Annotated in this window: 13 protein-coding genes; 9 read left to right on the forward strand and 4 right to left on the reverse strand. The window is 66.4% G+C overall.

The features are described from left to right. Positions 1–84: 84 nt before the first annotated feature. The 8 genes from AT700_RS28120 (at position 85) to AT700_RS28155 (ending at position 4,333) form a co-directional block, all read left to right on the forward strand. Positions 85–1,317, forward strand: a complete 1,233-nt coding sequence (locus tag AT700_RS28120) for an electron transfer flavoprotein subunit alpha/FixB family protein (RefSeq protein WP_010792444.1) — start codon at positions 85–87, stop codon at positions 1,315–1,317. Positions 1,318–1,352: 35 nt separating this feature from the next. Beyond that, positions 1,353–2,126, forward strand: coding sequence for an electron transfer flavoprotein subunit beta/FixA family protein (locus AT700_RS28125; protein ID WP_003105716.1), 774 nt, complete (start codon positions 1,353–1,355; stop codon positions 2,124–2,126). 124 nt (positions 2,127–2,250) lie between these two features. Further along, positions 2,251–2,820: a hypothetical protein gene (locus AT700_RS28130; RefSeq protein ID WP_003096751.1), complete on the forward strand. Its 570-nt coding sequence runs from the start codon at positions 2,251–2,253 to the stop codon at positions 2,818–2,820. Between the two features lie 7 nt (positions 2,821–2,827). After that, the gene (locus AT700_RS28135) at positions 2,828–3,034 is read left to right on the forward strand and encodes a helix-turn-helix domain-containing protein (protein WP_003096753.1); all 207 of its coding nucleotides are present in this window, start codon (positions 2,828–2,830) and stop codon (positions 3,032–3,034) included. Positions 3,035–3,065: 31 nt separating this feature from the next. Further along, positions 3,066–3,470, forward strand: coding sequence for a hypothetical protein (locus AT700_RS28140; protein WP_003105714.1), 405 nt, complete (start codon positions 3,066–3,068; stop codon positions 3,468–3,470). Between the two features lie 13 nt (positions 3,471–3,483). Continuing rightward, on the forward strand, positions 3,484–3,717 hold the full coding sequence (locus tag AT700_RS28145; protein ID WP_003105712.1) for a hypothetical protein: 234 nt from the start codon (positions 3,484–3,486) through the stop codon (positions 3,715–3,717). Positions 3,718–3,812: 95 nt separating this feature from the next. Further along, a complete protein-coding gene (locus AT700_RS28150) occupies positions 3,813–4,046 on the forward strand; it encodes a hypothetical protein (protein WP_031761606.1) in 234 nt (77 codons plus the stop codon). Next, positions 4,043–4,333: a cell division protein ZapA gene (locus tag AT700_RS28155; protein WP_003105708.1), complete on the forward strand. Its 291-nt coding sequence runs from the start codon at positions 4,043–4,045 to the stop codon at positions 4,331–4,333. The genes AT700_RS28150 and AT700_RS28155 overlap by 4 nt, the downstream gene beginning before the upstream one ends. Here the strand turns inward: AT700_RS28155 and AT700_RS28160 are convergent. The 3 genes from AT700_RS28160 to gbcA all read right to left on the reverse strand — a co-directional run bounded on the left by AT700_RS28160 (position 4,330) and on the right by gbcA (position 6,635). After that, positions 4,330–4,506 carry a hypothetical protein gene (locus tag AT700_RS28160; protein WP_003096763.1) on the reverse strand — a complete coding sequence of 59 codons (177 nt, stop codon included), beginning with the start codon at positions 4,504–4,506 and terminating at the stop codon, positions 4,330–4,332. The genes AT700_RS28155 and AT700_RS28160 overlap by 4 nt on opposite strands. A 4-nt stretch (positions 4,507–4,510) precedes the next feature. Beyond that, positions 4,511–5,071: an HdeD family acid-resistance protein gene (locus AT700_RS28165; protein WP_014603431.1), complete on the reverse strand. Its 561-nt coding sequence runs from the start codon at positions 5,069–5,071 to the stop codon at positions 4,511–4,513. A 274-nt stretch (positions 5,072–5,345) separates the two neighbouring features. Next, entirely contained in the window at positions 5,346–6,635 is a 1,290-nt protein-coding gene (gbcA, locus tag AT700_RS28170) for a glycine-betaine demethylase subunit GbcA (protein WP_003096766.1), read from the reverse strand. A gap of 424 nt (positions 6,636–7,059) precedes the next feature. Between gbcA and gbcB the strand changes: the two genes are divergently transcribed. Next, positions 7,060–8,160: a glycine-betaine demethylase subunit GbcB gene (gene gbcB, locus AT700_RS28175; protein WP_003096769.1), complete on the forward strand. Its 1,101-nt coding sequence runs from the start codon at positions 7,060–7,062 to the stop codon at positions 8,158–8,160. Here gbcB and AT700_RS28180 read toward each other — a convergent pair. Continuing rightward, positions 8,154–10,583, reverse strand: coding sequence for a hypothetical protein (locus tag AT700_RS28180; protein WP_048521743.1), 2,430 nt, complete (start codon positions 10,581–10,583; stop codon positions 8,154–8,156). The two genes, gbcB and AT700_RS28180, sit on opposite strands and share 7 nt — an antisense overlap. Positions 10,584–11,876: the final 1,293 nt, after the last annotated feature.

The following is an 11,876-nucleotide window of genomic DNA, read 5'->3' on the forward strand; positions in this document are numbered from 1 at the left end:
AACCGGGGCAGCACGGATAGCGGCCTCTCCCTCCAGGGAGGGGGCCGCAGGATCGGGTAGCCGCAGCCACAGGAAGCATTCCGCATGAACGATATCGTCCGTCGCGATCCACGCGCCGAATGGATCGCCCGCAACCGCCTGCATCCGCTGCATGCGGCCATGCAGTCCGCCCAAGGCGGCGAGGTGCGCTGGATGGGCCCCCACGGCGTGATCCGCAAGAACCCGCACGCCGTCGGCTTCCTCGGCCCCAACGGCATCCGCCGCATCGATCGCTCCGGCGGCCAGCAGGGCAGCGGCGCGCGCCGCGCCAGCGTAGCGCAGGAAGCGCAGTTGCCGCTGCATGTGGTCGAGCAACCGGCATTCCTCGTCGCGGTGGTCCCGGACATGGTCGGCGGCCGTCTCTCCAGCCACGACAAGGACCTCCTCGGACTGGCCCGCAAGCTCGCCGGCAACGACGGCGCGGTGCTCGCCGTGGTGTTCGGCGAACACAAGGAAAGCGCCTTCGACAGCGCCGGCGTCGACCGCCTGCTGCACCTCGCCGGCGGCGAGTACGACGGCTACGCGCCCGAGCAGCGAATACTCGCCCTGCGCAACCTGGAGAACCAGCTCGCCCCGCGCCACTGGCTGTTCCCGGACAGTCGCAACGGCGGCGGCGAACTGGGCCGGCGCCTGGCCGCCGCGCTCGGCGAGCGGCCGGCCGGTCGCGTCTGGCAGGTCGAGGACGGCCGCTGCATCGGCCGCGCCGGCGCCGGCCGCGAGGACATCCAGCGCGCCCTGCCGCGCCTGCTGCTGGCCGCGGCGGAATGCGCCGAGCCGGTCAGCGAGACCCGCCATGAGGTTCGCGAACTGCACATGGCCGAGCAGGTGGCGCGCAACCTGCCACGCATCGAGGACCTCGGCCCGGTGGCCGTGGACCCGGCGCGGATTCCCATGGCCGAGGCCGAATTCATTCTCTCCGGCGGCAACGGCGTGCAGGACTGGACGCTGTTCCACCAGGCCGCCGCCGTCCTCGGCGCCACCGAGGGCGCCTCGCGGGTGGCGGTGGACGACGGGCACATGCCGCGCAACCGCCAGGTCGGCGCCACCGGTACCTGGGTCACCGCGCGGGTCTACCTGGCGGTGGGCATCTCCGGGGCGATCCAGCACCTGCAGGGCATAGGCGCCTGCGACAAGGTGGTGGCGGTGAACCGCGACGCCGGCTGCGACATGATCAAGCGCGCCGATCTCTCGGTGATCGGCGACTCGACGGAAATCCTCCGCGCGCTGATCCGCCTGGCCGAGGCACACCGCAACGGCGCCGCCCGCGATGCGGCCTGAACCCGCTTCCACGTACCTTTCATCGGTATCGAACCATGACTGAGCTGAACATCGTCGCGCTGGTCTCCATCGGCGCCCATCCCGCCTCCGGACGCCCGCGCCGTGCCGAACAGGACGCCCGCGCGGTGGAACTCGGCCTGCGCCTGAGCGGCCCACGCCTACAGGTGCTGCACGCCGGCGACCCGCACGCCGAGGCGCTGCGCGGCTATCTCGGCATGGGCCTGGAACGCTTGTCCGTGCTGGAACAGCCGGCCGGCGCCGACGCCCTGCCCGCACTGGCCGAGCACCTGCGCGACTCCCGCGCGCAACTGGTGCTCACCGGCAGCCAGGCGGAAACCGGGGAAGGCTCCGGGATGCTGCCCTTCCTCCTCGCCGAGCGCCTGGGCTGGCCACTGGTGGTCGGCCTGGCCGAGGTCGAGAAGGTCGAAGACGGCAGCGCTCAGGTCCTCCAGGCTCTGCCTCGCGGCCAGCGACGCCGACTGCGGGTACGCCTGCCGTTCGTCGCCAGCGTCGACAATGCCGCGCCGGTGGCCCGGCAGAGCGCCTTCGGCCCGGCTAGGCGTGGCGAGATCGAGGCCCATGAGGTGGAGGTGGTCGACGACCCGCTGCTCGCCGAAGACAGCCTGCAACCGGCCCGGCCGCGACCGAAGCGGCTCAAGGTAATCAAGGCGAAGACCGGCGCCGAGCGAATGAAAGCCGCCACCGCCAAGGCCTCCGGCGGTACCGGGCAGGTACTCAAGGATCTTTCGGCGGAAGCCGGCGCCGAAGCCATCTTCAAGCTCCTGCGCGAGGAAGGCGTGATCCGCTGAAGCGGGTCAGAACGCACTGTGCGCCAGATCACAAGTTATGACGTGGTGACGATAAATTATTGTATTACGATAATTTATTCCCTAGTTTCGCCATCCAGACGCGAAACACACAGGGGAACCCGGCATGGCGCTGTCCACGCATCTCAGCAACCACAAGCTCTATCTGCTCGGCATGCTCTGCGCCATCCTGGCCTGGGGCATGGCCTGCATCGAACTCGGAGCGAACACCCACCTCTGGTTCTCCGGCCTCAGCGAGCAGGGCTACCTGCAGGCCTGGAGCGATGAAATGCCGCGCCTGGCCAGCGACGGCTTCGTCCTGTCCTGGAGCAGCCGGGCGCTGCTGATGCTGCTGGACTACCTGCCGACCCTGCTTTCCGCGTTCGGCCTGGCGCTCACCGGCCTGTTCTTCCGCCGCCTGGCCAAGGGCGAACGCTGGTCGCAGCGCAACGCCAGGACCCTGGTGCACATCGGCCTGCTGTCCTTCCTGGCACTCTTGCTCCAGCCATTTATCAATACGCTGCAAGGTCTTGTACTATCTCTCGACCTGCCCGACGGCGAGCGTGTCCTGAGCGTTTCGATAGGACTCACTTCCGAAGCGGCCTACGAGTTTCTCAAGGCGATCTTTCTCTGCTCGTTCGGCCTGATGATGAGCGAAGCCAGGAAACTGGACGAAGAAGTAAGAGCCTTCATATGACGACCTCATGATCATCATCCGACTAGACGTCATCCTGGCGAAGAACAAGGTCCGCTCCAAGGAGCTGGCGGAAGCCATCGGTATCACCGAACAGAACCTGTCCCTGCTGAAGAACGGCAAGGTCAAGGGCATCCGCCTCGACACCCTGGAGAAGATCTGCGCCTTCCTGGACTGCCAGCCGGGCGACATCCTGGAATACGTCGCGGACGACTGATCCCCGCTCCACCCTTTCCCAACCAGAAACCATGAACAGACACCTGAACCTCTCGGGCGTTGCGCTCGCGCTCGCCCTGATCTCGGGCTGCGGCCCCTCCGTCCGCTACCAGTACGTGATGCCGCCGAGCGAAGCGGGACGCACCTGCGTCGCCCAGTGCCGCACGCAACAGAGCCAGTGCGAAAGCCTCGCGCGCCTGGAATGGCAGAACGAAAACCGCCTGCGCGAAGCGGAACGGCGCAGCTACCACTATTGCAGCCAGGGCAAGAGCAAGAAGCAGGCGCGCAAGGAATGCCTGGCACCAGGCTATTCCTCCTCGTTCGGCTACAACGGCTTCGGCGGCTCCGGCAACTTCAACTGCAGTTCCGACTACGACCGCTGCTTCACCGACATCTGCGGCGGCACCATCCGCCGCATCGTCGAGCAACTTCAATGATCGGAGTATCCCCATGAGCCGACGCCTCTTCCCTCTCCTGCCGTTCCTGTTCCTGGTCGGCTGCGCCCAGGGCTATCCCTCCTTCTCCGGCATCCTTCCGGACGTCCGCGTCAGCGGCGACGAACGCAGCTACGCCGAGCGCGCCGAAGACTGCCTGAAACGGCGCAACTGCCCGCCGGCCACCGATCGCGATCCCTTCGTCGCCGACCCCGGGCACTACTCGCTGGGCGGCAGCTTTCACTGGTGAAGCCGGGTGCCGAAGCCTGGCAACCGACCACGGACCTGGCTTCGGCAGGCGCTTTTCTTTATCCTGCGCGCCCTTTGAACGACTGGGACGAGATCATGCTGGAGAACACCCTGGAACGCCTGGAAACCCTGGTAGCCGAGCTGCTGCAACAGAACCAGGCCCTGCGCGACAGCCACGACCAGCTTCAGCAGCAGCTGTGCCAGGCCACCGAGGAAAACGAAACCCTGCAACTCTCCATGCTCGAGCAGGAAGAAAAGCAGAGCGGCACCCAGGCCCGCCTGGAAGCCCTGGTCGAGCGCCTCAGCGCGCAGCAACCGGTTAGCGCATGAGCCGCGACGGCGTCCAGGTCCTGTCGATCCTCGGCCGGGACTATTCGATCCGCGTGCCGGCCGGCGAGGAGAGGGCCCTAGCGGACGCCGCCGCGTTGCTGCAAGCGGAAGTGGACGCCAACAAGCGCAAGTTTCCCTACGTCACCAGCAACGAGCTGGTGGTGCTCTCCGCGCTCAATCTCTGCGCCCGCCAGCTCGGCGCGAACGACGGCGAGTCGCCGCGCCTGCGAGCGGTGGAGCAGCGCCTGGAAGCGCTGGTCGAGCGGATCGCCGGGGCATCCGGCTAGTCGCGCGCCTGCGGACTCGCCCAATACAGCTGCCGATGCCCGCGCGCCTGGTAGTCCTTGACCAGCGCGCAGGCCTCGTCGCGCGTCAGGTCGCGGCGCATGACGAAGGCATTGCCGTTGTCGTCCTGGCGCCACAGGCACCAGCGCGTTTCCTCCGCCGGCTTCGCCGCCACCGCGTCAGGCCTTCAGGGTCGAAGTCTTGCGCAAGCGCAGCGCGAGCATGACCAGCAACACGCCGAAGAACACCGCGTAGGCGCCGATCACCCAGACCACCGCCAGCGCCCCGGCGCCGGGGTTGGCGATCATCAGCACGCCGAACAGCACCGAGATGGCACCAGAGAGGATCATCCACCATTCGTTCTGGATCGACTTGCGCAGGCGGATCGCCGCGACGATCTGGAAGATGCCCATCGCCAGCGCCCAGCCGGCGATGATCAGGAGTAGGCCGATGGCGGTCAGTTGCGGCCAGAAGAACGCAACCAGGCCGGCCGCCACGCCGATCACCCCGGCCAGCGCCAGCGGCCAGTTGAACTGCCCATCGCTGCGCATGTTGAACGCGGCGATCAGGGCGAACGCTCCGTCCACCAGCGCGTAGGCGCCCCAGAACAGCACCAGCACGGTCAGCGCCAGGGCCGGCGAGAGCAGGGTCAGGACGCCGAACACCAGCGCCGCCACGCCGCGCAGGGCCACCAGTTTCCAGTGCTTGCCCAGTTCGGCCCACAGGGGATTGTTTTCCACGCTTGCCTCCAGAGGCCGCCCTTGAGCGGCCCGTTCAGGTTGAGTCCTCCCACCTTAGTCCTTTTGCCGGGAGGCTGTCAGGGGGCGGAGGCGGGAGGCAAGGCGTGCGCGCGGGCTCAGGGCCGGGACTTCTCCGGCGGCCGCTGGCGGCGCCAGCAGGCGAACAGGTTCCAGGCCAGCAGCAGGCTGACGAAAGCGGAACTGACGTAGAACAGCAGGTTGTCCATGACCTTTCCTCCGCAGCGGCGCCCCGCCAGGGGGCGCCTCGTCCGGCTCAGCTGCCGGCCACCTTGCGCACGTGGGCGGACTCCTCGCCGAGGTTGTTCAGCATGCGCTCGCTGTACCAGTCGAGGAAATTGATCACACCGAACTCGTAGGTCTTCGAGTATGGACCAGGCTGGTAGGCGTCGGAGTTGATCCCGCGCTGGTTCTCCTCGGCCAGCCGACGATCCTGGTCGTTGGTCGCGTCCCATACCTCGCGCAGGCGCGCCACGTCGTAGTCGACGCCTTCCACCGCGTCCTTGTGCACCAGCCATTTGGTGGTGACCAGGGTTTCCTGGGCGCTGATCGGCCACACGGTGAAGACGATCAGGTGGTCGCCCATGCAGTGGTTCCAGGAGTGCGGCAGGTGCAGGATGCGCATCGAGCCGAGGTCGGGATTCTTGATCCGGCCCATGAGCTTCTTGCTGCCCTGCTTGCCGTCCATGGTCATCGACACCGTGCCGTCCAGCAGCGGCATGCGCACGATGCGATTGCGCAGGCCGAAGCTGGCATGGGCGTACGGGATCTTCTCGGCGTCCCAGGCGCTGGTGCAGGCCGCCACCTGGTCCTTGAACGCCTGGCTGGCGCGCGGGTCGGTGACGTCGTCCCACTCCAGCAGGGTCTTCAGCAGTTCCGGGTGGGAGCCGTTGCAGTGGTAGCACTCGCGGTTGTTCTCGATCACCAGCTTCCAGTTGGCGGCTTCGCGGATGGTGGTCTGCACCGCCACCTTGGCGTTCTCCATGTCGTACGGCTCCATGTAGTGCTCGAGCGTCGCCAGGAAGTCGTCGATGGCCGGCGGGTTCTCCGCCAGGCTGATGAAGATGTAGCCGCCGGCGGTCTTCACCTGGATCGGCTTCAGGCCGTACTCCTTCATGTCGAAGTCGGCGCCCATCTCGGTGCCGGCGAACAGCAGGCGGCCATCCAGCTCGTAGGTCCACTGGTGGTAGGGGCAGACCAGCTTGGCCACCTTGCCTTTCTCGCTCACGCACAGGCGCGAGCCGCGGTGCCGGCAGACATTGTGGAAGGCATGCACCTGGCCTTCGGCGCCACGGATCACCAGGACCGGGTTCTTGCCGATCTGCAGGGTGAGGAAATTGCCCTTGGCGGGAATCTCGCAGGTCATGCCGGCGATCAGCCATTCCTTGTGGAAGATCTCCTGCATGTCGATCTCGAACAGGCGCTGGTCGCAGTAGAAGGGCTGCGGCAGCGAGAAGCTGTGGTCGCGGCTGCGCAGCATGTCGGCGGTGGCCTTGCGGGCCGGTTCCAGGGGATCGCCGAGACTCAGGGTGGAAGTGACGTCCATCGGTAACTCCTCATGCCGCCCCCGCGCGGGTGGCGGCGGAAAAAGTGGCTGATACGGTTGCTACGCAAGGTGGCGTTCACAGCCTTCCTCATCCCGGCGCGGCGTCCGGAATCCCGCCCTGCCGATGGACGGGCCCCGCCGTGGCGGGAATGAAGGTCAGTCGCTCTACACGTCCGGGCTCTACCCTCCCGGGGTTCATGCAAACCCTCGTCTCGGCTGGTCTGGAGTGTGGGCCCGCGCCCGCCGCCGACCTTATCCATGGGCGACATGACCGCATCCGTTTCCGACGCTCCGGGCCGCGCCCCAGCAGGCAGGTCGCGATAAGCATGTAAATGTCGCTGGCAGGTAAATGAGCGGCCACGGCGATGCGCACAATCCGCCCCATCAGGCCATCGTTCGGCCCCGTGCGCACGGAGAGATCATCATGTCGAGCAACTTCCTCAATCCGGTCACCACCCAGACCTGGGCCAACGGCCGGCACCTCGTGCGCTGCGTCAAGGTCATCCAGGAAACCTGGGACGTGCGCACCTTCTGCTTCATGGCCGACCAGCCGATCCTGTTCTTCTTCAAGCCGGGCCAGTTCGTCACCCTGGAGCTGGAGATCGACGGCGAGCCGGTGATGCGCTCCTACACCATCTCCAGCTCGCCCTCGGTGCCCTACAGCTTCTCCATCACCATCAAGCGGGTGCCGGGCGGGCGGGTTTCCAACTGGCTGCACGACAACCTCAAGGAAGGCCAGGAGCTACCGGTGCACGGTCCGGTCGGCCTGTTCAACGCCATCGACTTCCCGGCCGACAAGGTGCTGTTCCTCTCCGGCGGGGTCGGCATCACCCCGGTGATGTCCATGGCGCGCTGGTTCTTCGACACCAACGCCAACGTCGACATGGTCTTCGTCCACAGCGCCCGTTCGCCGAAGGACATCATCTACCACCGCGAGCTGGAGCACATGGCCTCGCGGATCGACAACTTCAGCCTGCACATCATCTGCGAGCGCCACGGCCTCGGCGAAGCCTGGGCCGGCTACCGTGGCTACCTGAACCTGCGCATGCTGGAACTGATCGCCCCGGACTTCCTCGAGCGGGAAATCTTCTGCTGCGGCCCGACGCCCTATATGAGCGCGGTGAAGCACCTGCTGCAGGGCCACGGCTACGACATGAGCCGCTACCACGAGGAAGCCTTCGGGCCGACTCCGCCGGAGGTCCGCGCCGACGTCAGGGAACTGGCCGCGGAAGCCGCCGAGGCGCCGGAGGTACCGGTCGCCGACCAGCACCAGGTGGAATTCACCGCCACCGGCAAGAGCATCCGCGTCAGCCCCGGGGAAACCGTGCACGCCGCCGCCGCCAAGCTCGGCCTGCACATTCCGAAGGCCTGCGGGATGGGCATATGCGGCACCTGCAAGGTAATGAAGACCGCCGGCGAGGTGGAGATGGAGCACAACGGCGGGATCACCGACGAGGATGTCGCCGAAGGCTACATCCTCTCCTGCTGCAGCGTGCCCAAGGGCGACGTGGTCATCGACTACTGAGGGCGCGAGGGAAACGCCAGGCGCTCCCAGTAGCGCCGCCGCGGCAGTTCCTCGGCCGGCAGCCAGCGTCCGGCGCAGGCCTGCAGCGGCTCGGCGGGAGCCTTCAGCAGCGAGTCCAGGGCCAGCACGTAGCGCCCCGTCCCCGCGCAGCGGAAACACAGGTCGTCGTCGAAGCTGTCGAAGCACGGGTACTCGCCGAGGTCGTCGCGGTAGCGACGCAACGTCCGCTCTTGCACGTCGAGCAGCAGCAGGCGCCACTGGTCCCGTTCCAGGTCGCTTTCCTCGTAGCGCTGGACGTGCCGGGTCAGCGCCAGGTAGCGACCGTCCGCCGACCAGATCATTGGCGCCGCCAGGTTGCCCAAGCCGATGCCCGACGCGGTCAGCAGGTAGCCGTCGCGGCTGAACCCGGCGCGCACGTCCTCGTCGCGGTGCATGCCCTCGTAGTGGAAACCGAAGCCCCAGGCGGCGTCTTCCGCGCCCACCGACGGCAAGACGAAGTCGCCGTCGCTCCAGGGCCGCGGCGCTGCGTCCAGCCAGCGCGACGTGGGGCACAGCCGCCAGGCCGTGCCATCGAACGCCACCCGCGCCTGCTCGTAGTAATGCCGCCAGTCGTCGTGGAAGCGGCCGAATGCGTGCCAGGCGCCGGGCTCGGGCAAGCCTTCGTCGAAGCGGCGCAACAGGCCGGGGTCGCCTTCGCCCGGCCCGCCCGGCGGCTGGTAGGCGTTGCGGCCGAGCAGGTGGAGCAAATGCACCTGGCCATCGATGAAACCTTGCAGGTGTAGATCGGCCAGCGGCTCGGCGAGCCACTCCAGGCGCCGCTCCCGGCTATCGAGTATGGCCAGGCGCTGCGGCAGGGTCGGCGCCTCGGCGAAGGCCACCACGGCCAGGTAGCGACCGCAATCGGACACGCGGTGGTCGAGCGTCCACTCGCCATCCAGGCGCCAGTCGCCCAGGCGCAAGGCATAGGCGCCGCGCTCCGCCTCCTGATCGTCGCGCAACCACTCCCAGACGGCCCGGCTGCCATCGGCCAGCGGTGCGCTCTGCAACAGGCATCCCGGCCTGCCGGCCGCGCCATCCAGCGGCAGCAACAGGTCCAGGCGCGGCATGTCGGCCTCGCGCCAGCGCGGCCGGTCGTCCGCATCGCGAGCGTGCAGAAGGTAGAGGCTGGAATGGCTGTACGAACCCAGCGTGCCGTAGCGTTCGTAGGTCAGGCAGGGTTGCGCCAGGTCCAGGCCGAAACGCAGCCAGCCATCCTCCAGCCCGAGCAGTTCGGGCCCGCCGGCATGGGGCTCGGCGGGCAACGCCGACCACGGCGCGCCCAGCGCACGCAGGCCGCCGTCCTCTCGCCAAAGCCAGTAGGTATCCTGCCCCAGCGGCTCGCCTGCTGCCTGCAGCGCCAGCGCCCGGCCGTCATCGTTCCAAGCCAATGGCGGCGCTTCACGGGACAGGTAGAGGCCGCTGGCCTCGCCGTTTATCCACAGCTCGCCGCGGTTGGCGCGCAGCGGCGCGAAAGGATCGTCCAGGGCCAGCAGGCTGTCCGGCAGCCAGGGGCGGATTTCCAGCGCGGGCCCGCCAAGCGGGGACGGTAGCGGTTGCGCGCGCAGATCCCCGCTCCAGCGCTGCCATTCGCTTTCGGGCAGCCAGAGGTCACCGATGGCAACGAAGGCCTCGGCCTCGCTGCCGGCCTTGAGCGCCTGCAGCTCGAGGCGCTGCGGTGCGTTGGACGTCAGCGGGCTGTGCCGGCCGATCACCTCGCGCTCGGTGACGCTGTCCAGCTCCCAGAAGTTGTCCACGGCACAGCGGTAAAGCAACCGCTCCTGCCGGTCGAAGATCGCCAGGCCCCACGCGCCTCGGCTCGGTATCGGCGAAACGAAGTGGCGGCCATCGCTGGAAAAGCGTGCCGAAGGATTGCAGTCGGGGATGAAGCAACCGTCGGGCATCAGGTAGTGGCATACCAGCGGGCCGCCCATGGCGATCTCGCCGCCGTCGAACAGGCGGATCGGCTCGCCCTCGGGGGTTCGCTCGGGCGCTTCGCCGCCCCATGCGCTACCTCCGGCCGGCAGGGGTGCGTCCAGCGCTTGCGGAGCCTGGCGCTCCAGGCGCAGGCCGCGCTCGAAGCGGATCTGCAACAGCACGCCGCCGATCACCGCCAGCAAGCCACCGCCCAGTCCCAGCCAGAAGCCCGGCAGTGCCTGGCCCAGGGCGATGCCGCCACCCAGAACCCAGAAGAACAGCGCCTGTTGCAGGCGATACGGCACCTTGCCGCGCCAACGATCCGTGGCCCACTCGGCGCCCAGCAGCAGCACCCAACCCAGCGCTACCAGCGGCAACGGAAGGAGGACGCCAAGGGCCACCAGCACGGCGATCCAGGCGATCTCGCCGAGGCCTTCGAGCAACAAGCGGCCGAGCGGCTTGTCTGACATCCGATCATCCATGATCCATCCCACTTTCCTGGCAAAAGCCAAGGGTAATCAAGGCTCCGACCAACCACCAGAGCCACGGCGAAGCTGACCTTCTCATACTGGAAAACACCAGGGCGCCAAGGTTGTCCACATTCGGACTGGAATTCCATACAGGTGTTCCTTCGCCGCCTGAATGTCCGCCATGTGTTCACTCAAGCATTTGAAATAAAAGATAAATTCTACAAATTCAAGTGCATTTCAGGGCCGGCTACTCAGCCCGTCCCTGCCTCCGGGAAGCCCTTTCCAGGCTAGGTTGATCACAGACTTATCCACAAGTTGTGCAATCCATCGCCTCCTCTATGTCCTGCGGGTCCAGAAACAACATACCGACAATGCCTCCTCCGTGGCGCGAGGGCTCCGCAAGCCCATCCGGCTTTCCTTCCGGGTAAATCGCACTTCGCCGCACGCTCGGCCTGGCCGCACTCTCCTGCTCATTTAACGATCAATCCGCCAGAGACCCCGCCGTCCGGCCGCCCCAAGCGTGAGCGAACAATTTTTCCACAGGGCTTTACACTCCCCTTGGGGAAAACCAGAAAAATATTCACAGGATGAAGAAAAAACCTGGCCTATTCTGGCTCTTCATCCCTTCCCGCCCGGCCTGACCATTTATTGACCAACTCCATGCAGGCCTTACCTTATAAGGCTTACAGAACTATCCATACAGGTTGTCCACAAGGCTTTCCAGGCCTTTTGTGAGCAACCCTGCGTTTGTGCACATGCCCCCTAAAGCAAGCCGGCAGCCTGTTGACAGAAAATCCGCTCAATTCTTGACCAATAGCCTGGAAGGCGCGGGCCCTCTGGCTCCCAGCATTCTATAAACAGGCTCTGCACACTGACCTCAACAGGAATTGGGGGAAATTCCCGGCGGCGGCCGCAACCGCTGTTCCAGCGCCATCGGAGCGGGAGAATTTTGTCTTTTTCCTCAAGCCGTTACGTCCGCGCAGGGGGTTTGCGGCATTTGCCCCCACTTCGCTCCTTGCTTTTCTATCCACAGGCCTGTCTGGGTCCCGCAGGGACAATGCCCGTCACCGTTTCGTCAGCGCTTTTCACCTGAACCTTCATCGTCCTTTCACAAACGGCTGTTTTCGCTCAAAAACCGACCAACCTCCGAAGAGCCCGGCAGGGCGCCGCGCGGAAGCGACTGCGAACACGTTATTCACATTCGACTCCACAGTGTTTGTGGATTGGCCAGGTTCTCCTGGCATGGGAGTGGAACCGCGTGGATAAAGGCTTTCAACACCCCCGGCGGAGATA

The sequence above is a fragment of the Pseudomonas aeruginosa genome, from assembly GCF_001457615.1.
In the GTDB taxonomy this organism is placed as follows: domain Bacteria; phylum Pseudomonadota; class Gammaproteobacteria; order Pseudomonadales; family Pseudomonadaceae; genus Pseudomonas; species Pseudomonas aeruginosa.